At 39.0% G+C, this 22702-nt stretch carries 17 protein-coding genes and 4 tRNA genes; 19 read left to right on the top strand and 2 right to left on the bottom strand.

Features of this window, described 5'->3' with window-relative positions; all coding sequences use genetic code 11:
* The first annotated feature begins 41 nt into the window (after positions 1 to 41).
* Entirely contained in the window at positions 42 to 320 is a 279-nt protein-coding gene (locus tag V3565_RS01320; RefSeq protein WP_455478537.1) for an HU family DNA-binding protein, read from the top strand.
* A 305-nt stretch (positions 321 to 625) separates the two neighbouring features.
* On the opposite strand, the gene trmFO is transcribed toward V3565_RS01320, so the two are convergent.
* Complete coding sequence (gene trmFO, locus V3565_RS01315) at positions 626 to 2032, bottom strand: methylenetetrahydrofolate--tRNA-(uracil(54)-C(5))-methyltransferase (FADH(2)-oxidizing) TrmFO (RefSeq protein WP_455478536.1); 1407 nt, start codon at positions 2030 to 2032, stop codon at positions 626 to 628.
* A 156-nt stretch (positions 2033 to 2188) separates the two neighbouring features.
* Between trmFO and V3565_RS01310 the strand changes: the two genes are divergently transcribed.
* The 6 genes from V3565_RS01310 to V3565_RS01285 all read left to right on the top strand — a co-directional run bounded on the left by V3565_RS01310 (position 2189) and on the right by V3565_RS01285 (position 7578).
* Positions 2189 to 2271: transfer RNA gene (locus tag V3565_RS01310), tRNA-Leu, on the top strand.
* A gap of 133 nt (positions 2272 to 2404) precedes the next feature.
* On the top strand, positions 2405 to 3832 hold the full coding sequence (gene tig, locus V3565_RS01305) for a trigger factor (protein WP_455478535.1): 1428 nt from the start codon (positions 2405 to 2407) through the stop codon (positions 3830 to 3832).
* 127 nt (positions 3833 to 3959) lie between these two features.
* Positions 3960 to 5459 carry an Asp-tRNA(Asn)/Glu-tRNA(Gln) amidotransferase subunit GatB gene (gene gatB, locus V3565_RS01300; RefSeq protein WP_455478534.1) on the top strand — a complete coding sequence of 500 codons (1500 nt, stop codon included), beginning with the start codon at positions 3960 to 3962 and terminating at the stop codon, positions 5457 to 5459.
* A 148-nt stretch (positions 5460 to 5607) separates the two neighbouring features.
* On the top strand, positions 5608 to 6006 hold the full coding sequence (locus V3565_RS01295; RefSeq protein WP_455478533.1) for an NADH:ubiquinone oxidoreductase subunit NDUFA12: 399 nt from the start codon (positions 5608 to 5610) through the stop codon (positions 6004 to 6006).
* A 57-nt stretch (positions 6007 to 6063) separates the two neighbouring features.
* Entirely contained in the window at positions 6064 to 6462 is a 399-nt protein-coding gene (locus V3565_RS01290) for a DUF2155 domain-containing protein (protein WP_455478532.1), read from the top strand.
* A 378-nt stretch (positions 6463 to 6840) separates the two neighbouring features.
* Positions 6841 to 7578 carry a rhomboid family intramembrane serine protease gene (locus V3565_RS01285; RefSeq protein ID WP_455478531.1) on the top strand — a complete coding sequence of 246 codons (738 nt, stop codon included), beginning with the start codon at positions 6841 to 6843 and terminating at the stop codon, positions 7576 to 7578.
* Here the strand turns inward: V3565_RS01285 and V3565_RS01280 are convergent.
* Positions 7568 to 8398, bottom strand: coding sequence for a TrmH family RNA methyltransferase (locus tag V3565_RS01280; protein ID WP_455478530.1), 831 nt, complete (start codon positions 8396 to 8398; stop codon positions 7568 to 7570). The genes V3565_RS01285 and V3565_RS01280 overlap by 11 nt on opposite strands.
* Before the next feature lie 216 nt (positions 8399 to 8614).
* Between V3565_RS01280 and V3565_RS01275 the strand changes: the two genes are divergently transcribed.
* The 12 genes from V3565_RS01275 to rpoC all read left to right on the top strand — a co-directional run bounded on the left by V3565_RS01275 (position 8615) and on the right by rpoC (position 22689).
* A tRNA-Tyr gene (locus V3565_RS01275) sits at positions 8615 to 8698 on the top strand.
* A 29-nt stretch (positions 8699 to 8727) separates the two neighbouring features.
* Positions 8728 to 8801, top strand: a tRNA-Gly gene (locus V3565_RS01270).
* 170 nt (positions 8802 to 8971) lie between these two features.
* Positions 8972 to 10147: an elongation factor Tu gene (gene tuf / locus V3565_RS01265; RefSeq protein ID WP_455478221.1), complete on the top strand. Its 1176-nt coding sequence runs from the start codon at positions 8972 to 8974 to the stop codon at positions 10145 to 10147.
* Between the two features lie 44 nt (positions 10148 to 10191).
* Positions 10192 to 10267: transfer RNA gene (locus tag V3565_RS01260), tRNA-Trp, on the top strand.
* A 193-nt stretch (positions 10268 to 10460) separates the two neighbouring features.
* On the top strand, positions 10461 to 10673 hold the full coding sequence (gene secE, locus V3565_RS01255) for a preprotein translocase subunit SecE (RefSeq protein WP_455478529.1): 213 nt from the start codon (positions 10461 to 10463) through the stop codon (positions 10671 to 10673).
* A 20-nt stretch (positions 10674 to 10693) separates the two neighbouring features.
* Positions 10694 to 11224, top strand: coding sequence for a transcription termination/antitermination protein NusG (gene nusG / locus V3565_RS01250; RefSeq protein WP_455478895.1), 531 nt, complete (start codon positions 10694 to 10696; stop codon positions 11222 to 11224).
* Positions 11225 to 11377: 153 nt separating this feature from the next.
* Positions 11378 to 11806 carry a 50S ribosomal protein L11 gene (gene rplK, locus V3565_RS01245; protein WP_455478528.1) on the top strand — a complete coding sequence of 143 codons (429 nt, stop codon included), beginning with the start codon at positions 11378 to 11380 and terminating at the stop codon, positions 11804 to 11806.
* 4 nt (positions 11807 to 11810) lie between these two features.
* A complete protein-coding gene (gene rplA / locus V3565_RS01240; RefSeq protein ID WP_455478527.1) occupies positions 11811 to 12509 on the top strand; it encodes a 50S ribosomal protein L1 in 699 nt (232 codons plus the stop codon).
* Positions 12510 to 12874: 365 nt separating this feature from the next.
* On the top strand, positions 12875 to 13393 hold the full coding sequence (rplJ, locus tag V3565_RS01235; protein ID WP_455478526.1) for a 50S ribosomal protein L10: 519 nt from the start codon (positions 12875 to 12877) through the stop codon (positions 13391 to 13393).
* Between the two features lie 103 nt (positions 13394 to 13496).
* Positions 13497 to 13868 carry a 50S ribosomal protein L7/L12 gene (gene rplL, locus V3565_RS01230; protein ID WP_455478525.1) on the top strand — a complete coding sequence of 124 codons (372 nt, stop codon included), beginning with the start codon at positions 13497 to 13499 and terminating at the stop codon, positions 13866 to 13868.
* Between the two features lie 284 nt (positions 13869 to 14152).
* Entirely contained in the window at positions 14153 to 18301 is a 4149-nt protein-coding gene (gene rpoB, locus V3565_RS01225) for a DNA-directed RNA polymerase subunit beta (protein ID WP_455478524.1), read from the top strand.
* Between the two features lie 176 nt (positions 18302 to 18477).
* Positions 18478 to 22689: a DNA-directed RNA polymerase subunit beta' gene (gene rpoC, locus V3565_RS01220; RefSeq protein WP_455478523.1), complete on the top strand. Its 4212-nt coding sequence runs from the start codon at positions 18478 to 18480 to the stop codon at positions 22687 to 22689.
* Positions 22690 to 22702 lie beyond the last annotated feature (13 nt).

Below are 22702 nucleotides of genomic sequence, written 5' to 3'. Positions count from 1 at the left end.
TAAATGGTGTTACCCAGTAATATAGGGAAAGGAAATATTCAATGAATAAAAGTGAATTAGTAAGCTCTGTTGCTGAAAAGGCAGGTGTTTCGAAGGGGCAAGCTGGCTCTGTTGTTGATGCTTTTATTGCTTCTGTTACAGAAGCTTTGGCTTCAGGAGGTGATGTTCGTCTTCCAGGTTTTGGTTCTTTTGAAGTTTCTCATCGTGCTGCTACAAAGGGGCGTAATCCTTCAACTGGTGCTGAAATTGATATTCCAGCACGTTCTGTTCCCAAGTTTTCTGCGGGGAAAAGTCTTAAAGAGGCTGTTAATAAAAAATAATATGAATCATGTTAAAAAAACCCGGCTTATTTATAAGCGGGTTTTTTCAGGGGTGTTTTGTACTTACTTTTTGCATTAAATGTCATAGTGTATGTTTTTAAAGGTATTTTTACAGTTCAAATAAAGTACTATACGCATAGATTTTTATTATAAATGATAGGTTTGTATTGTACTTGTCGATCAAATTAGGTAACGTCATAGGAATTTAGTATTGTTTTTATTTCTGTGTGTCGCGTTGAGGTCTTTTTGATAAACTGGAAGTAAGTAGCGTGTATCCTGTAAGGATTCAGTAAACAATAATTAATTTAAGAACTGCTTTTCTCGTTATTTGTTAACCATTGAATGCAATCGTTTATTGCTCTGGTGGTGATAAATTGTTTTTTTGCTAATTTTTTTTCTTTGCTTGATAAGTGTTTTGTTGAGTAATCGGTAGAATCAATAGGTGGGAAAAGTCCAAAATTAATATTCATCGGTTGAAAAGATTGTCTTTTTGTGTCTTCAACTACAATGTGTCCGCCAGTAATATAGTTTAAGAGAGATCCAAGAGCTGTAGTTTTTGGTGGTAGGGAAGGGTGGTCGCGATTATACTCAGCTGCGGCAAAACGTCCAGCCAGAAGTCCTGTAGCAGATGATTCTACGTAACCTTCACACCCAGTTATCTGTCCAGCAAAACGTATTTGAGGTCTTTGTTTTAGACGGAGTGTCTTATCGAGAATAGTTGGTGAGTTTAGGTAAGTATTGCGGTGAAGTCCTCCAAGGCGTGCAAATTCTGCTTTTTCAAGACCGGGGATCATCCTAAAAATACGAATTTGTTCACTGTATTTTAATTTTGTTTGAAAACCGACCATATTATAAAGGGTTCCAAGCTTGTTGTCTTGCCGTAATTGAGCAACAGCATAAGTTTTCATTGCAGGATGATGAGCGTTGGTTAACCCTGTTGGTTTCATAGGACCATACCTCAGGGTTTCAAGTCCCCGTTCGGCCATAATTTCGATTGGTAAGCATCCATCAAAATAGGGTATTTTTTCAAAGTCGCGGAATTCTGTTTTTTTTGCATGTTTTAATTCTTGAACAAATGTTTCATATTGTTCTTTATTAAGAGGACAATTAAGGTAATCTTTTCCTGTTCCTTCGGGTCCGATTTTATCATAGCGGGATTGATACCAACAAACTTCCATATTAATGCTATCAGTATAAATAATAGGCGCGATAGCATCAAAAAAAGATAGCGTTTCTATACCGATTATTTTTTGTATTGCTTGAGCAAAAACTGAAGAGGTAAGGGGACCAGTTGCAATAATAATGTGGTGCCAGTCTGCAGGAAGTTCACGAATTTCAGCACGTTCTATAGTTATAAGAGGATGGTTTTCGAGTGCCGCAGTAACGGTTTTGGAAAATTCATCACGATCAACAGCTAGTGCGCTTCCTGCTGGCACTTTATTGGAATCTGCAGCTTTCATAATTAAGGATTTTGCTAATCGCAATTCTGTATGTAATAAACCTACAGCATTTGTTAATGAATCATCAGAACGGAACGAATTTGAACACACGAGTTCCGCAAGTTTATCTGTTTTATGGGCATCAGATTTTTTATTTGGCCGCATTTCATGTAAAATAACAGGAATTCCCGACTGGGCAATTTGCCAGCTTGCTTCACTGCCTGCAAGACCACCGCCAATGACATGAATAGGAGTATTAGACTTATTTAACATAATTTACTTTTAAAAGAATCAATCGTATCTGAAAAGCATAGATTTTTTTAAGTATAGTATGTATTTTAATATTTAAAATATATTTGTTTGCTTTTTTTCTCTAATTAATGGTATAGAAACGCCGCTTAATATGAGGTTGTTAGCTTATAGGTTTGAGCGGATGTGGCGAAATTGGTAGACGCACCAGATTTAGGTTCTGGCGGGAGACCGTGGGGGTTCGAGTCCCTCCATCCGCACCAAAAGAATTCCTCGAATACTATTGTTTTTGTGTGTCTGGAAGGCCGCTTCGTGGTGATTTAACACTCAAATGTTTAAATGTGGTTATTATCAGAGTGGGTTTATCTCTCTCTTCAGGAAAATGAAGGTTATTTGATGCAGATTACTGAGATGATTAATGAAGGACTGAAGCGCGAAATTAAGATCGTGATTCCAGCAAAAGATTTAGAAAAAAAGTTACATGAACGATTGGATGATACTAAAAGTAAGGTAAAGATTAATGGTTTTCGTCCTGGTAAAGTGCCTTCTGAATACTTACGAAAAATGTACGGTAAGTCTTTTATGGCAGAAATTCTAAATAAGATTGTTAGTGATGCTCCCTATTCTGTTTTAGCAGATCGTAATGAGCGGTCAGCAATGCAGCCACAAATTGATGTGGTTGAAGATGAAAAAATTTTGGATGGAAAGGCTGATTTTATTTTCAGTTTAAAGTATGAAGTTTTACCAAAATTTGAAATTAAAGATTTTGGAAATATTGAAGTTATCCGTGAGATTGTATCTGTTCCTGAACAGGAGATTAATGAGCAAATAGAGCATGTCCTTTCTTCTACTCGTAGTTATTCACTAAAAGATGGTTTTTCTGAAGAAGGTGATCGTATTATAATAGATTATTTGGGGAAACTGGAGGGTGTCCCATTTGAGGGTGGAGCAGATAGTGATGCGCAACTCATTCTTGGATCAAAACAATTTATTCCTGGTTTTGAGGAGCAATTAGTTGGCATGAAAGCGGGTGATACAGCAACAATTTCTGTTAAATTTCCTGACAATTATAGTGCAGCACATTTAGCTGGTAAGGAGGCCGAATTTGATATTACTGTTAAAGCTATCCAAAAACCGGATGAATTAAAGATTGATGATGAAGCAGCTAAAAAACTTGGTTTAGAATCTCTGGATCGCTTGCGTGAAGCTGTTCGGGAACAAATTGAAAGCCGGTATGGTTTTGTAACACGTCAGAAAATTAAACGTCAAATTCTTGATTCTTTAGATGCTGATTATAATTTTGAGGTTCCTGAAGGGCTTTTGGAAATTGAATTTAATAATATATGGACTCAGGTTAATGATGATTTAAAGAATGCTGGTAGTAGTTTTGAAGATGAGGGTGTTACGAAAGAGAAAGCGCGAGAAGAATACCATACACTTGCACAGCGTCGCGTTCGTCTTGGTTTAGTGCTTTCTGAGATCGGGATGAAGGTTGGTATCAAAATAAGTGAAGATGAACTAAAGGCAGCAGTTTTTGATCAAGTTCGACAGTATCCTGGGCAAGAGAAAGAGGTTATGGATTTTTTCCGTAATACACCAGAAGCCGTTGCAAATTTGCGTGCTCCAATTTTTGAAGAAAAAGTCATTGATTATTTACTAACGCAGATACAAATTACAGATAAAGAAGTAACGGTTGAAGAGTTAATGAAAGAATATGATGAATCGGATTTAATTGAAGAAAAAACAACTAATAAAAAATCTACAGTCAAAAGAGAAAGCACGGGAAAAGTTTCAGACAAAAAGAAATCAGCTAAAAAAAGTTAATATTTTTGCCAAAAAATAAGCTAGGTAAAATAGGGTTATTTTATTAAATTTATATTCTAGGCTTGCACTTGATAGTGGTTTTAAACTGGCCATTAAGCTTACTTTTAATATTGATAATGGATTGGCAATGAAAATCGTTGATACGCGTACATCTGATTCTAAGCGTTTTATTTCTGGAGTAACAGGTGATTGGGAAGTTGTTGTTGGCATGGAAGTTCATGCGCAAGTCATATCGAATTCAAAACTTTTTTCGGGTGCATCAACAAAATTTGGCGCTGAGTCAAATAATAATGTGTCGCTTATTGATGCAGCTATGCCTGGTATGCTTCCTGTTATTAATCATGAGTGTGTTCGCCAAGCGATTCGAACTGGTTTAGGATTAAAGGCTAAGATTAATCTTAGATCTGTTTTCGATCGTAAAAATTATTTTTATCCAGATTTGCCACAGGGATATCAGATTTCTCAATTTCAATATCCAATTGTAGGTGAGGGGAAAGTTATTATATCTATTGGTCCAGATTCAAATGGGCAGTTTGAGGATGTTGAAGTTGGGATAGAGAGGCTGCACCTCGAACAAGATGCAGGGAAATTGGTGCATGATCATCATCCCACAATGTCTTTTGTAGATCTCAATCGTTCTGGTGTAGCTCTCATGGAAATTGTTTCCAGACCTGATATGCGTTCATCAGATGAAGCAAAAGCCTATATGACAAAATTACGTACGATTGTTCGTTATTTAGGAACTTGCGATGGTAATATGGATGAAGGTTCTATGCGTGCAGATATCAATGTATCAGTTCGTCGACCTGGTGAAAATTTTGGAACGCGTTGTGAGATAAAAAATGTTAATTCTATTCGCTTTATTGGTCAAGCGATTGAGTATGAGGCACGTCGCCAAATTGCAATTTTAGAAGATGGTGGTGTAATAGATCAAGAAACTCGACTTTTTGATGCTGCTAAAGGTGAAACGCGATCCATGCGTTCAAAAGAAGAAGCACATGATTATCGTTATTTTCCTGATCCTGATCTTGTACCATTGGAATTTGATCAAGACTTTGTAGATGCTTTAGCATCTGAATTGCCAGAATTACCTGATGATATAAAAGAGCGTTTTATCAAGGATATGGGATTGACTGTATATGATGCTTCTATTCTTGTAACAGAAAAAGCAATCGCTGATTATTTTGAAAAAGTGGCGCATGGGCGTGATGGGAAAATGGTTGCAAATTGGGTCATTAATGATCTTTTAGGTGCTTTAAATAAAGATAATCGTGACATAGAAGAGTCTCCAGTGTTACCAGATCAATTAGGACAACTTATTGATCTTATTAAAGAAGGAACAATCTCCGGAAAAATTGCCAAAGATCTCTTTGAAATTATTTGGAATGAAGGTGGCGATCCACGTCAAATTGTTGAAGAGCGTAATATGAAGCAGGTAACGGATATCAAAGCTATCGAAGAAGCTGTTGATGAAATTGTTGCCAAGAACTACGATAAAGTTATGCAGGCAAAACAAAAACCTTCTTTAGTAGGCTGGTTTGTTGGACAGGTAATGAAGGCGACAGATGGTAAAGCAAATCCTCAAACTGTTAATAAACTGGTTAAGATAAAAATTGGTATAGATTAATATTATATGGTAGAGAAAATGTTACAAATATGATATCTTTCATTAGATTGGGTGGGCATTAAGCTTACAGGTGTTTTTTTATTTTTAATCCGTGGTGGATTTGTTTCGGTGATCTATCCTGTAAAAATATTAAACAATGGAATATGGTATGGCTGGTTTCTTTAAGCAGGTTTTTACATGGTGGAATGGTAATACTATCAATACGCGTTTTTTTACATGGTGTAATGGTAAGCGCATAGGGGAGGATCAGTTTGGAAATGTTTATTATGAAGGTGGTTACCATAAAGATGGTTATCCGCGTCGTTGGGTAATTTATAAAGATTATTCTGAGGCTTCTTTTATCCCGCCAGGTTGGCATGGCTGGATACATCATCGTTGTGATATACCACCTACGCAGGAATGTTATAAACCATATAAATGGGAAAAGCCTCATGTTGCAAATATGACGGGAACAAATAAAGCTTATCGGGCAAGAGGATCGATTGTTCACAATAGGGAGCGTCCTTGTGTGCATAAAGATTATGATGCGTGGTCACCTAACAAATGAAGTGTTTTGCTGTGAATTATAGCTAAAATTCCTCTTTGATATAATCGGTTTAATATTATGAGGTTTCTTTTATTGTCAGGCATTCGGCGTTTTTTTTGTATTTATTTCATAGGGATTGCAGCGATTTTGTCTTCAACTGGTGGAGTACAATGCGAGCGTGTTAGCAATGGGATTGCTGTTTTTGCAGGCCTTGATAAAATTACTGGTCGGACGACTCGTTTTGAAGTTTCTTTAGGTAAAGTTTACCAGTATGGTGTTTTAGAGGTAGTGCCGCGAGTGTGCTATACAAGTTCTAAGGATGAGCCAGCTCATACAACTGGTTTTATTGAAGTAAATGAAGTGACGTTGGATAAAAAAGTACGGCGTATCTTTACGGGGTGGATGTTTGCAGACAGCCCTGGCTTGAATGCCATTGAGCATCCTGTTTATGATGTGTGGCTAAAGGACTGCAAGTAAAGATTTCACTTCTTGCACCATAAGTAACTTTCGTATTAAGTTATATGCTGGATTATGGTTATTTTTTATTCTTCTTTTGATTAGATATTGTTGCTTCGTTAGGGGGGATGTCGATAGGTTTTAATGATATCTTATTGATAAAAATAGATTTCATCCAATTTAATAATCTTAATTTAAGTTTATCTTTGTGTGGTAATTTTATGGGTAATGTTATCGATTTTTGTTTAATAGGGTGTTTTATCCAAGATAATAGGTGTTTACTTATATAAAAAATAGCATTCATGAGATGGATTGAAGGGACGTTTAGGGTATAAAGACTGACATATCTTTTTTTCGTATAGAATTATCAATATCCATGAAGAGTATGAGATTTATGCAATGAAAAGTTCTGATAATCAATACAGTAATATTTTACTGTTACCAGAAAAGCCTAGAGAGACGTTGTTGAATGTTCCGCTTATTATCACTATTTTGATAGCGTTTTGTTTTTGTATTTACTTTATTCCTACATATTTCTTTTCTAATCCACTCTATATTAAAAGTCTTGAATTTTTTTCATTTACACCAGTGTTATTCAAGAATGAACCTTTAGCATTTTGCTATACTACTGTCAGCTATTCATTCATGCATGGTAATTTTGAGCATATTGCTATTAATATGGTTTGGCTTTTGGTTTTTGGGTCTCTTTTTGTAAGATATTTTGGAGGTTTACGTTTTTTAATTTTTTGGGTATTAACGGCGATTGTTTCTTCTTTAACTTATTTTGTATTGCATCAAGATAGTACTATCTCTCTTGTTGGAGCGTCAGGTTCAATTTCTGGAATGATGGGAGCTATTGCGCGTTATGGTTTTCCTATAAATTTTGATATTGGCATGCAAAATAAAAGACTTTTTGGACCTTTATTACCCATCAAACAAGCGCTTTGCTCAAAGATTATATTTGTTTATCTTAGTGTATGGTTGGTTGTTAATTTTATTGTAGGTATTTCCTCGTCTGTGTTTGAAATATCTAATATCTCAATAGCATGGGAAGCTCATATGGGTGGTCTTTTTTCGGGTTTTTTATTGGTTGGTTTTTTTGATATAGAACGGAGCGAATCAAAAATTATAGTCTAAGATATTTATGAGCTGCATAAAGTGCTACTGCTGCAGCATTTGAAACGTTTAGTGATTTAATTACACCGGGCACATCAAGTCGTGTTAGTGCAGAGACTGTTTCTTTTGTTTTTTTGCGTAGACCTTTTCCTTCTGCTCCTAAGACAAGTGCAATTTTTTTTCCTGTCAATGCTGTTTCTAGAGGTAAATCACCTTCTGAGTCGAGTCCAAGACTAATAAAACCTGCTTCATGTAGTTCATGTAGAGCCTGAGTAAGGTTTCGAACAGTGATGTAATTAATTAATTCTAAAGCCCCAGAAGCTGCTTTCGCAAATACACCACTTTCTTTAGGTGAGTGACGATAAGTGGTGATGAGTGCTCCAGCTTGAAATGCGACCGCGGAACGTATAATAGCACCAACATTATGTGGATCGGTAATTTGATCTATTACAACAATGAGATTAGTATTTGTTAGTTCAGATAATTGACATGGTTTTAGAGGTTTAGTTTCTAAAACAGCGCCTTGATGCACTGCATCATTTCCGACGAGTGCATTAAGTTGCTTGGGTGAGCATAATACGACAGAACAAGGAAAATCTGATTCGCGTATATTTAACCGTTTTAAGGCATTTGGTGTAGTATAGAGGCGTTCACAAACTCTTTGAGGATTTTGCAAAGCTTCATGAACTGAATGGATACCATAAAGACGAATTATTTCCTGTTTTAACGGGGCTATTTTTTGCTTCGTATGTGTCACAGATGGAGCAAAAAGGTTTCTTGTATTATGATATCGCTTATGTGAACGAGCATTATGAGAATTTTTAAATATTTTTTCTTTCATATTTTCGTTTATAGCTGATTTATGCTAAAAGTGGCTAGAAAAAAGCTATGATAAAAGATTTTTAATATTTAGGAAGAAAATTTATACAGAATTGTATTTATTTTGTTGACAGATACGATACTAATCGTCATAACCGCCCAGCAGCCAGTTTGAATTAAGTAGGTAGTCAAAGTTTGGTTGTTGTGAAGCCTCATTGTGCAATTATGCTGATGTAATGGAGGGGTGCCCGAGTGGTTAAAGGGGGCGGACTGTAAATCCGTTGCGTATGCTACGTTGGTTCGAATCCAACCCCCTCCACCATTCATCAAAGAAGAATTAGTACGTGATATGCGGGTATAGCTCAATGGTAGAGCAGCAGCCTTCCAAGCTGAATATGCGGGTTCGATTCCCGCTACCCGCTCCAGGTGGCTTTCGATGGTTAATTATGTACCGTGATGGAAAAAATCTTCTATCATAAATTAGGCAGATTTTTTCGTCATATAATTGCAATAATTTGGCTTATGTATTAGGCTATTTTGATTTATTTCTGTAGGCCTGTTTCCTAAGTGCTAACAAAACAAGAGACTGACAGCGATGGCAAAGAGCAAGTTTGAACGTACGAAGCCGCATGTTAATATAGGTACGATTGGTCATGTTGATCATGGTAAGACTTCGTTAACGGCAGCAATTACAAAATATTTTGGTGAATTTAAAGCGTATGACCAGATTGATGCGGCACCGGAGGAACGTGCACGTGGAATCACTATTTCTACGGCGCATGTTGAGTATGAAACAGAGAGCCGGCATTATGCGCATGTTGATTGTCCAGGTCATGCGGATTATGTTAAAAACATGATTACAGGTGCTGCTCAGATGGATGGTGCTATTTTGGTTGTTTCTGCAGCTGATGGCCCAATGCCTCAAACGCGTGAGCATATTTTGCTGGCACGTCAGGTTGGTGTTCCAGCGATTGTTGTTTTTCTAAATAAAGTTGATCAGGTTGATGATGCTGAGCTTTTGGAGCTTGTTGAGCTTGAGGTTCGTGAGCTTTTGTCAAAATATGATTTTCCAGGAGATGATATACCAATAGTTAAGGGTTCTGCGTTGGCAGCTCTTGAAGATACAGATAAAAGTATTGGTGAAGATGCAGTTCGTCTTTTGATGAGTGAAGTTGATAATTATATACCGACACCGGAGCGTCCAGTTGATCAGCCATTTTTGATGCCGATAGAGGATGTTTTTTCGATTTCTGGTCGTGGAACTGTTGTTACAGGTCGTGTTGAGCGTGGTGTTATTAAGGTTGGTGAAGAAATCGAGATTATCGGAATTCGTCCAACTTCTAAGACGACTGTCACAGGAGTTGAAATGTTTCGCAAACTTTTAGATCAGGGGCAAGCGGGTGATAATATTGGTGCGTTGCTTCGTGGTGTTGATCGTGATGGGATCGAGCGTGGTCAAGTTTTAGCGAAGCCTGGTTCAGTTACTCCTCATACTAGGTTTAAAGCAGAGGCTTACATTTTGACAAAAGATGAAGGTGGTCGTCATACTCCATTTTTTACGAATTATCGCCCTCAATTTTATTTTCGTACAACAGATGTGACTGGAATTGTTATACTTCCAGAAGGTACTGAAATGGTTATGCCAGGAGATAATGTTGCTATGGATGTTTCCTTAATTGTTCCGATTGCAATGGAAGAGAAGCTTCGTTTTGCTATTCGTGAGGGCGGTCGTACTGTAGGTGCAGGTATCGTTTCTAAGATAATTGAGTGAATAATTATTGGATTATGCTGTAAGGTGTTTTTTTTTTGAAGATTAGGGGTATAGCTCAGTTGGTAGAGCGGCGGTCTCCAAAACCGCAGGTCGCGGGTTCGAGCCCTGCTGCCCCTGCCAAGGGGTGTGTGATTTTTGTTAATGAGAAGGTGGGTTTTTCTGCCTTCTTCGCTTTTTTTTGTATAGGGCTTGTTTTTTTTGTATGAATCGGTATTAAAGAGAGTCAAAAAGCTTTATAAAGCTAAAAATTGGTTTCTCTCGTTCGTTTTATTATATGAATCGCGGTAAATTTAGAAAGAATATAGTGTGACTGATGGCGTCTAAAACCAATCCAATTGCCTTTTTTAAGCAAGTTTATACGGAGACATCTAAAGTAAAGTGGCCTACGCGTCGTGAAACGGTGATTTCTACTGTCATGGTGTTATTTATGACAGCATTGGCTTCAGCTTTCTTTTTTGTTGTAGATCAGGTTATGCATTTTGGTGTATGGCGAGGTATTGATCTCCTGAAGTATCTTTTTAGTTGATAGTACAAGGAAGTATGATTGTGGCTGCTCGTTGGTATATTGTTCAAGCATATTCTAATTTTGAAAAGAAGGTAGCTGAGGCTATTAGTAAAGAAGCGAAGCAAAAAGGTCTTGATCATCTTTTTGACAAAATTTTTGTTCCGACTGAGCGTGTTGTTGAGGTGCGTCGTGGTCGTAGGGTTGATACTGAGAGAAAGTTTTTTCCTGGCTATGTTCTTGTTTGTGCTGAGTTAACGGATGAGGTTTATCATCTCATTAAAAATACTCCTAAGGTAACAGGTTTTTTAGGTTCAGATTCGCGTCCTGTTCCTATTTCTGATCGGGAGGCAGAACAAATTCTTAAGCAGGTTCAGGAAGGTGTTGATTCTCCGAAGTCTTCTGTATTGTTTGAGGTTGGTGAGCAGGTTCGTGTTGCTGATGGGCCATTTGTCTCATTCAATGGTATTGTTCAGGAGGTTGAGGAAGAGCGTTCTCGCCTTAAGGTTGAGGTATTGATTTTTGGGCGTCCTACGCCTGTTGATTTGGAATTTGGTCAGGTTGAAAAAATCTGATTTTGGCTTGGGGTGGTTTTAATCACTTTAAGTAATTAGTGGGAGGTGATTTTAGCTTTTGTCGGCTTGATGATCCTGACCACGGGGCTGCGTTTTTTTCTAGTAAGAAAAATGATTGTCAGTTTATCGATTATAAATTGAAGGCAGATTATTATGGCAAAAAAAAGTATAGGTCAGCTAAAATTGCAGGTTCCTGCAGGGGCTGCTACTCCGTCTCCACCGATTGGTCCTGCTCTTGGTCAGCGTGGTATTAATATTATGGAATTCTGTAAGGCATTTAATGCTGCTACACAGGAAATGGAGAAGGGGGCGCCGATACCGGTGGTTATTACTTATTATCAGGATAAGTCTTTCACATTTTCTTTAAAAACACCTCCTGTATCTTTTTTCTTGAAGAAAGAAGCGAATTTGAAGTCTGGTTCAAAGGAGCCTGGTAAAGTATCTGTGGGGAATATTTCTCGTGATAAGATTTATTCAATTGCAGAAATAAAAATGAAAGATCTTAATGCGAATGACATTGAAGCGGCGATGCGTATGATTGAAGGTTCTGCTCGCTCTATGGGTTTAGAAGTAGTGGGTTAGAATTATGGGAAAAGTAGCAAAAAGAATAAAAAATATTCGCAAGAATATTGATTTTAATAGACTTTACGCTTTAGCAGATGCTGTGTCTATGGTTAAAGAGCGTGCAATTGCTAAATTTGATGAAACGATTGAAATTTCAATGAATTTAGGTGTTGATCCTCGTCATGCGGATCAGATGGTTCGGGGTGTTGCTCATTTACCTAATGGGACAGGGCGGAATATTCGTGTTGCCGTTTTTGCTCGTGGAGATAAGGCTGAAGAAGCTAGGGCTGCTGGTGCAGATATTGTCGGGGCTGAAGATTTGTTCGAAAGCGTTAATAATGGGGTAATTAATTTTGATCGCTGTATTGCGACGCCTGATATGATGCCTCTTGTTGGTCGTCTTGGTAAAGTTCTTGGTCCACGAAGTTTAATGCCAAATCCGAAAGTGGGTACTGTAACAGTTGATGTTGTCGGTGCTGTAAAAGCTTCTAAGGGTGGTGCTGTTGAGTTTCGGGTTGAGAAAGCTGGTATTGTGCATGCTGGTATCGGTAAGGCTTCCTTTGGGGTTGAAAAAATAGTAGAAAATATTAAAGCTTTTGCTCAGGCTGTTGTGAGGGCTAAGCCGCAGGGAGCAAAAGGAGAATATATTAAGCGTGTTGCGGTTTCTTCGACAATGGGTGTTGGAGTTAAAGTTGATCCTGCGACTATTCGGTCGGAATAGATATGTGTGAATTTATGGCTTTGTTTGAGGTGCGTAAATGTAGAGATTTTGTTTAAGGTGTTGATTTTTGTCGGCATTTAGATGTCTAAGTTTTATCAAGCTTAGGTTGTGCCGGAAGGAATTCCGGAATATCCTGTCCGAGATTGTGGGTGATGCATTAGTATCTTAATCAAAAGGAAGCCTGCATGAGACTAGGGTAAGAACTATAGAGTTGAAAGACTTTTAGAGGTTTGAGCCAAGGTTACCTTTGATCGCTGGGCGTGATAAGGGGACAGGATCCTCGTCGATAGCATAAATATTTTTTGTGTTATCAAAGGTAATCGACAGGTTTGTTGTTTCACAAACTTGTTAAATGGAGAGAGACAGTGAATAGAACGGAAAAACGCGAATTTGTTACATGGCTTAACGAGACTTTTAAGGAGTCTGGTTCTGTTGTTGTTGCACATTATTCCGGTCTAACGGTTTCGCAGATGAACGATCTTCGTTCAAAGATGAGTGAAGCTGGTGGTGCCGTTAAAGTCGCAAAAAACCGTCTTGCTAAAATTGCTCTTCAGGGCACGGAGTCTGAAGCGATAATGGATTTGTTTTCTGGGCAGACGCTTATTGCTTATTCAGAAGATCCAATTACAGCGCCAAAAGTTGCTGTTAATTTTGCGAAAACCAATGATAAATTTATTATACTTGGCGGTTCTATGGGTGCAACAAATTTGAGTGTGGATGCTGTGAAGTCTTTGGCTTCATTGCCTTCATTAAATGAGTTACGGGCGAAGCTTGTGGGTATGATTTCTACCCCTGCATCTCGTATTGCTCAGGTTGTTAGTGCCCCTGCTGGTCAGGTTGCTCGTGTTATTGGTGCGTATGCTCGAGAAGGTGAAGCGGCTTAAGGCTGTTTTTATTCAGATTTATGAAAAGGTGTTTGTGCTTTTTTTATTTTTTTGAATAAGTTCTAAACAATGGTTCAAATTTTTAAATTAAAGGAATTTTAAAATGGCTGATTTAGCTAAGATCGTAGAAGATCTTTCTAACCTAACTCTTTTGGAGGCTGCGGAGCTTTCAAAGTTGCTTGAGGAGAAATGGGGGGTATCGGCTGCTGCTCCTGTAGCGGTTGCTGCTGTAGCTGGTGCTGCTGCTCCGGTTGCTGAAGAAAAAACAGAATTTGATGTTATTCTTGTTGAGGGTGGTGCTCAAAAAATTAACGTTATTAAGGAAGTTCGTGCTCTTACTGGTCTTGGTCTTAAAGAGGCTAAAGATCTTGTTGAGGGAGCGCCTAAGCCTGTTAAAGAGGGTGCTTCTAAGGATGAGGCAGAAAAAATTAAGTCTCAGCTTGAGGCTGCTGGTGCTAAAGTTGAGCTTAAATAAATTTTTATCGGCGGGCGTTTGCGTTCGCCAATTTTCTTCCTTCTGAAAGGGAGGAAGGTATTTGGTGGAGCCTTTTTTTGAAGTAGTTTAATAGCTGGCAGGAATGGGTTCCATTTGTGGTATCCATCATTATATAGTCGAATAAATAAGTTGGCATATTTTGGTGGAGTAAGTCGGTGATGCTCGTTATCGGGCATCAAATGAGATGGTCTGCATGTGCAGGTTAATGACGTAGAGCTTTCAAGGTTTAGTTTACCTTGAAGAGTAAAGATCGAGGAGCGACGATGGCTCAGACCCTAGCGATGACGTCCCAATTCAATGGTCGTAAGCGCGTGCGCAAGTTTTTTGGTAAGATTCCTGAAGTAGCGGAGATGCCGAATCTTATTGAGGTTCAAAAAGCGTCATACGATCAGTTTCTTATGATTGAGGAACCGAAAGGTGGGCGTCCAGATGAAGGCTTGCAAGCTGTTTTTAAATCAGTATTTCCTATTTCAGATTTTTCAGGTACAGCCATACTCGAATTTGTTGGTTATGAGTTTGATTTACCCAAATTTGATGTTGAAGAGTGCCGTCAGCGTGATTTGACTTATGCTGCACCATTGAAGGTAATTTTGCGCCTAATTGTCTTTGATGTTGATGAGGATACTGGCTCAAAGGATATAAAGGATATCAAAGAGCAGGGCGTTTATATGGGTGACATGCCTTTGATGACGGCAAATGGTACTTTTATTATTAATGGTACTGAGCGTGTTATTGTTTCACAAATGCATCGTTCTCCAGGTGTTTTTTTTGATCATGATAAAGGGAAGTCTCATTCGTCGGGAAAGTTTCTTTTTGCGGCTCGCATTATTCCGTATCGCGGCTCTTGGCTTGATATTGAGTTTGATGCTAAAGATATTATTTATGCTCGTATTGATAGGCGGCGTAAGATTCCTGTAACAAGTCTTTTGATGGCATTGGGTATGGATGCATCAGATATCTTGTCTACTTTTTATAATAAAGTTTCTTATGAACGGGATAAAAATGGGTGGCGTGTTCCTTATTCCATAGATCGTTTTAAGGGAATAAAGCTTGTTTCTGATCTTGTTGATGCTGACAGTGGTGAAGTAATTGCTGAGGCTGGTAAGAAGTTAACAGCTCGTATCGCAAAATCTTTAGCAGAAAATGGTTTAAAGGCTGTTAAAGTTAGTGAAGATGATTTATTGGGATCTTATCTAGCTGAAGATATAGTCAATTATCAGACAGGTGAGATTTACCTTGAAGCGGGTGATGAAATTGACGAAAAGACATTAAAAATTTTATCTGATGTTAATGCTAATCAAATCAATATTCTTGATATTGATCATATGAATATTGGAGCATATATTCGCAATACTTTAAAAGTGGATAAAAATGAGAGTCGGCAGGATGCGTTGTTTGATATTTATCGAGTAATGCGTCCAGGTGAGCCACCAACAATGGATACAGCAGAGGCTATGTTCCATTCGTTATTTTTTGATCCAGAGCGTTACGATCTTTCAGCAGTTGGGCGTGTTAAGATGAATTTGCGTATGGATCTTGATTGTTCAGATACGATTCGTGTTTTACGTCAAGAGGATATTCTTGGTGTTATTAAGATGTTGGTTGAGCTGCGTGATGGTCGTGGTGAAATTGATGATATTGATAATCTTGGTAATCGTCGTGTTCGGTCGGTTGGGGAATTGATGGAAAATCAGTATCGTATCGGCTTACTTCGTATGGAGCGTTCCATAAAAGAACGCATGTCGTCAGTTGAAATTGATACGGTTATGCCACAAGATTTGATTAACGCCAAGCCTGCTGCTGCGGCAGTTCGTGAATTTTTTGGATCTTCTCAGTTGTCTCAATTTATGGATCAAACTAATCCGCTGTCAGAAATTACTCATAAGCGTCGTCTTTCTGCTTTAGGTCCTGGCGGTTTAACTCGAGAGCGTGCTGGATTTGAGGTGCGTGACGTACATCCTACGCATTATGGTCGTATTTGTCCTATTGAAACACCAGAAGGTCCTAATATTGGTTTGATTAATTCTTTAGCGACGTTTGCGCGAGTGAACAAGTATGGTTTTATTGAGAGTCCATATCGAAAGATTGTTGATGGAAAAGTTACAACAGAGGTTATTTATCTTTCTGCTATGGAAGAGTCTAAGCATTATGTAGCTCAGGCCAATTCTTTGTTAGATTCTGAAGGACGTTTTACAGAGGAGTTTGTTGTTTGTCGTCACTCAGGTGAGGTTTTGATGGCGCCGCGCGATTACGTTGATTTAATGGATGTTTCACCGAAGCAGTTGGTTTCAGTAGCTGCTGCTCTTATTCCATTTTTAGAGAATGATGATGCGAATCGTGCGTTGATGGGATCGAATATGCAACGTCAGGCAGTTCCTCTTGTACGCACTGAAGCACCATTTGTTGGAACAGGTATGGAATCAATAGTTGCTCGCGATTCAGGAGCTGCTATTAGTGCAAAACGTAGTGGTATTGTTGACCAAGTTGATGCAACACGTATTGTTATTCGTGCAACAGAAGATTTAAATCCTTCAAAGTCTGGTGTTGACATTTATCGTTTACAAAAATTTCAGCGTTCTAATCAGTCAACTTGTATTAATCAGCGCCCTCTTGTCCATGTTGGTGATCGGATAGAGAAGGGTGATATCATTGCGGATGGTCCATCTACGGATCTTGGTGATTTAGCTCTTGGGCGGAATGTTCTCGTAGCATTTATGCCTTGGAATGGATACAACTACGAAGATTCCATTCTATTATCTGAGCGTATTGTTGCCGATGATGTTTTTACTTCAATTCATATTGAAGAATTCGAAGTTGCTGCGCGCGATACAAAGCTCGGTCCAGAGGAAATCACTCGTGATATTCCTAATGTTGCGGAAGAAGCATTACGGAATCTAGATGAGGCAGGTATTATTTACATTGGTGCTGATGTTCAGCCTGGTGATATTTTGGTTGGTAAAATTACACCAAAGGGTGAAAGTCCGATGACACCAGAAGAGAAGCTTTTACGCGCAATTTTTGGGGAAAAGGCTTCAGATGTTCGTGATACTTCTATGCGAATGCCGCCTGGGACTTTTGGGACTGTTGTTGAAGTTCGTGTTTTTAATCGTCATGGTGTGGAGAAAGATGAACGTGCTATGGCAATTGAGCGTGAAGAAATTGAACGTTTAGCTAAAGATCGTGATGATGAGCAGTCAATTCTTGATCGTAGCGTCTATGCGCGTCTTGCAGATATGTTAGCAGGTAAATTTGCAATAGATGGTCCAAAGGGGTTTGTAAAAGGTAAAAAGCTTGATAGTGTAGTTATGGGGCATTATCCACGTTCACAGTGGTGGCAGTTTTCTGTTGAAGATGAAAAGCTTCAGGATGCAGTTGAGGCTTTGCGCAAGCAGTATGATGAATCAAAAGAAGCATTGCAACGTCGCTTTATGGACAAAGTTGAAAAAGTTCAAAGAGGCGATGAAATGCCTCCTGGTGTCATGAAAATGGTAAAGGTTTTTGTTGCTGTGAAGCGAAAAATTCAACCAGGAGATAAAATGGCAGGACGTCATGGTAATAAGGGGGTTGTGTCTCGTATTTTACCTGTAGAAGATATGCCGTTTCTTGAGGATGGAACTCATGCTGATATCGTATTGAATCCGCTTGGTGTTCCTAGTCGAATGAATGTTGGTCAGATTCTTGAGACACATCTCGGTTGGGCGTGTGCGGGTATGGGCAAGAAGATCGGGGATTTAGTAGAGTTTTATCAAGAGACTGGAGATATACTTCCTTTGCGTCAGCGTATTGAGAATTTCATTCCTGATAATGATCGTAATGAGCCAGTGCGTAAGTATGATAATGAAAGCCTTTATAAATTAGCGTTGCAGATGAAAAAAGGTGTTTCGATTGCAACACCTATTTTTGATGGAGCACATGAGGCTGATATTAATTTGATGCTTGAAGATGCAGGTTTGGATAGTTCCGGTCAGGTTACGCTTTATGATGGTCGTACTGGAGAACCGTTTGATCGTCCAGTGACGGTTGGTTACATCTATATGCTTAAATTACACCACCTTGTTGATGATAAAATTCATGCACGTTCAATTGGTCCTTATTCTCTTGTTACTCAGCAGCCGTTGGGTGGTAAGGCTCAATTTGGTGGTCAGCGTTTTGGTGAAATGGAAGTTTGGGCACTTGAAGCTTACGGTGCTGCGTATACTTTGCAGGAAATGCTGACAGTTAAATCAGATGATGTGGCTGGTCGCACAAAAGTTTATGAAGCCATTGTGCGTGGAGATGATACATTTGAAGCAGGTATACCTGAGAGTTTTAATGTGTTAGTGAAAGAAATGCGTTCACTCGCTCTTAATGTAGAGCTTGATGATGCACGCGAGCTTATTGCACGGCGTGCTCTATCTGATACCACAGAGTGATAATTCAAGAGCGCACCAAAAATAGTTCTCTCAGATTATTCTGAGAGGCTTGATGAAGAAATTTTTATTAAGATAGTATTAGAATAGTTTAAAAAGTGGAAACAGGTTTTAATAAAGTCTGTGATAAAATTAAAAGCTATTACAACAGGTTTTAAGAATCTGTGAAGGAGAACAGCATGAACCACGAGGTCATGAATCTTTTCAATTCTCAGGCGCCAGCGCAGACATTTGACTCTATTCGTATCTCAATTGCGAGTCCTGAGAAGATTCTGTCTTGGTCGTATGGCGAGATTAAAAAGCCTGAGACTATTAATTATAGGACTTTTAAGCCAGAGCGTGATGGTCTTTTTTGTGCGCGTATATTTGGTCCAATTAAAGATTATGAATGCTTATGTGGCAAATATAAGCGTATGAAATACAAGGGCATCATATGTGAAAAATGTGGTGTAGAGGTTACTCTTTCTCGTGTGCGTCGTGAGCGTATGGGGCACATTGAGCTTGCTGCACCAGTTGCTCATATTTGGTTTCTTAAGTCTTTACCAGGGCGTATTTCTACTCTTTTAGATTTGACTTTAAAGGACATTGAACGGGTTCTCTATTTTGAGAATTACATTGTAACAGAACCAGGACTGACGTCTCTTAAGCTTCATCAACTTCTTTCTGAAGAAGAGTATATGATGGCTGTTGATGAATTTGGAGAAGATCAATTTACAGCCATGATTGGTGCTGAAGCTATTTATGAGCTTCTTGCTGGTATGGAATTGGAAAAGATTGCGAATGATTTGCGTATTGAGTTGGATGGAACAACTTCGGAGTTAAAACAGAAAAAGTTGATTAAACGACTCAAGATTGTTGAAAATTTTCTTGAATCTGGCAATAAACCGGAATGGATGATTATGAAGACGATCCCAGTTATTCCGCCAGATTTACGTCCATTGGTTCCACTTGATGGGGGGCGCTTTGCAACATCAGATTTGAATGATCTTTATCGGCGTGTTATAAATCGTAATAATCGCTTGAAACGATTGATTGAATTGCGTGCTCCTGGGATTATTGTGCGTAATGAAAAACGTATGGTACAGGAAGCTGTTGATGCGTTGTTTGATAATGGTCGTCGTGGACGTGTTATTACTGGAGCTAACAAGCGTCCGCTGAAGTCACTTTCAGATATGTTAAAGGGTAAGCAAGGTCGGTTTCGTCAAAATTTGCTTGGGAAGCGTGTGGATTATTCAGGTCGTTCTGTTATCGTTACGGGGCCTGAGTTAAAATTACATCAGTGTGGTCTTCCTAAAAAAATGGCTCTGGAGCTGTTTAAGCCGTTCATTTATGCGCGGCTTGATGCGAAAGGTTATTCATCGACTGTAAAGCAGGCAAAGAAGCTTGTTGAAAAGGAGCATCCAGAAGTATGGGATATCTTAGATGAAGTTATTCGTGAGCATCCTGTTTTATTGAATCGTGCGCCAACTTTGCACCGTTTAGGTATTCAAGCTTTTGAACCTATCTTAATTGAGGGGAAAGCGATTCAACTTCATCCGTTAGTATGTACTGCTTTTAATGCAGATTTTGATGGTGATCAGATGGCGGTTCATGTTCCTCTCTCTCTTGAGGCACAGCTTGAGGCGCGTGTTTTGATGATGTCGACAAACAATATTCTTCATCCAGCTAATGGTGCACCGATTATTGTGCCTTCACAAGATATGGTTCTTGGTCTTTATTATCTTTCGATTGTTTCTGAAAAAGAACCCGGTGAAGGGATGGCTTTTTCTGATATAGGTGAGTTACAACATGCCTTAGAAAACAAGGTTGTAACTCTTCATACGAAGATTAAGGGTCGTTTTAAGAATATTGGAAATGATGGAAAAGAAGTTGCTAAGCTTTATGATACAACGCCTGGTCGTTTGATTATTGGTGAGCTTTTGCCAAAAAATCCAAATATTTCATTTGATATTGTTAATCAGGAAATGACTAAAAAAAACATTTCTAAGATGATTGATCAAGTTTATCGGCATTGTGGACAGAAAGAAACAGTGATTTTTTGTGATCGTATTATGCAGCTTGGTTTTTCTCATGCTTGTCGTGCTGGGATTTCATTCGGTAAGGATGATATGGTTATTCCTGATAGTAAGTCGCGTTTAGTTGCTGAAACAGAAGCGTTAGCTAAAGAATATGAACAGCAATATAATGATGGTTTAATTACGCAGGGTGAAAAATACAATAAAGTTGTAGATGCTTGGGGTAAATGTACTGATCGCGTTGCGGATGAAATGATGAAGCGTCTTCAAGCTATAGAATTTGATCCTAAAACGGGTCGTCAGCGGCAGATGAATTCAATCTATATGATGTCACATTCTGGTGCGCGTGGTTCTGCTAATCAAATGAAGCAGTTGGCCGGTATGCGGGGATTAATGGCAAAACCATCGGGTGAAATTATTGAAACACCAATTATTTCAAACTTTAAGGAAGGTTTAAATGTTAATGAGTACTTCAATTCAACCCATGGTGCACGTAAAGGACTTGCTGATACTGCATTGAAAACCGCAAACTCTGGTTATCTAACGCGGCGTCTTGTTGATGTTGCTCAGGATGCTATTATTTCAGCAGTTGATTGTGGTACTGCAAAAGGTCTTACTATGCAGCCCATTGTTGATGCAGGACAAATTGTTGCATCACTTGGTCAGAGAATTCTTGGTCGTACAGCGCTTGTTGATGTTTTGCATCCAGTTTCTGGGGAAGTTATCCTCGAAGGTGGTGCAATGATTGAGGAAATTGATGTTGCTAAAATTGAGGAAGCAGGAATTCAGTCTGTTCAGATTCGTTCTGCTTTAACATGTGAAACGCGCCTTGGTGTTTGTGCAAAGTGTTATGGTCGTGATTTAGCGCGTGGGACGCCAGTTAATCAAGGTGAAGCAGTTGGTGTGATTGCTGCTCAGTCGATTGGTGAGCCGGGGACACAGCTCACTATGCGTACTTTTCACTTAGGAGGAACGGCGCAGGTTGTCGATTCATCTCATTTAGAAGCATCTTATGAAGGTATAGTGGAGATTCGTAACCGCAATGTTGTTCGTAATTCTGAAGGTCATTTGGTGGTTATGGGGCGCAATGTGGCTATCCTGATAAAAGATGAAACTGGAAAAGAGCGTGTTGCGCATCGTGTCAGCTATGGTTCGCATATTTTTGTTGATGATGGCGATGTTGTTAAATGTGGACAGCGTATAGCTGAATGGGATCCTTACACACGTCCGATTTTGACTGAGGTTGATGGTTATGTAGGCTTTGAAGATATGATTGATGGTTTATCAGTTACTGAAACAGCTGATGAATCTACGGGTATCACGAAGCGTTTGGTGATTGATTGGCGTGCTAATCCGCGTGGTGCTGAACTGAAACCTGCGATTATTATATATGCAGATAAGAAGGGTGAGGCTATTGCAAAATTATATAAGGGTGGTGAGGCACGTTATATGATGTCAGTGGAAACCATTCTTTCTGTTGAGCCTGGTTCTTATGTGAAAGCTGGTGATGTTATTGCACGTTTGCCAATGGAGAGTGCTAAGACGAAAGACATTACGGGTGGTTTGCCACGTGTAGCTGAGCTTTTTGAAGCACGGCGTCCAAAGGATCATGCAATCATTGCCGAAGTCAGTGGTACAATTCGCTTTGGCCGTGGTTATAAGAACAAACGTCGTATTATAATTGAGCCACATGATGAAAATTTTGAGCCAGTAGAATATTTGATTCCAAAGGGTAAGTTGTTTCACTTTCAAGAAGGTGACCAAATTGAAAAAGGAGATTATATTCTAGATGGCAATCCAGCACCTCATGATATCTTGGCTATTAAGGGCGTTGAGGCTTTGGCGTCTTATCTTGTCAATGAAATTCAAGAAGTTTATCGTTTGCAAGGTGTTTTAATTAATGACAAGCATATTGAAGTGATTGTTCGTCAGATGTTGCAGAAGGTTGAAATTACTGAATCTGGAGATTCTGGTTATATTCCAGGAGACAATGTTGATCGTATTGAACTAGATGAAATAAATGATAATTTGATTGCAGAAGGAAAAAGGCCTGCATCCGGCAGTCCTATACTTCTTGGAATCACCAAAGCGTCTCTTCAAACGCCATCTTTTATTTCTGCAGCATCATTTCAGGAAACAACTCGAGTGCTTACTGAGGCAGCAGTTTCTGGAAAAATTGATACTCTACAGGGGCTTAAAGAAAATGTTATTGTTGGTCGTCTCATTCCTGCTGGTACAGGTGGTACGATTGCTCAGATTCGTCGCATTGCTGCGGTTCGTGATAATTTAATCGTGGATGAGCGTAAAAAGTCGAGCGATAATGAGGCAGCTAAAGCTATGTTAACACATATGACAGCTGATATAGTCGCTGAATAATTTGGGTGTATGC

This window comes from Bartonella sp. B10 (assembly GCF_053794435.1).
Note: the sequence above shows the minus strand (reverse complement) of the source record. Positions and strands in the feature narration are given on the sequence as shown.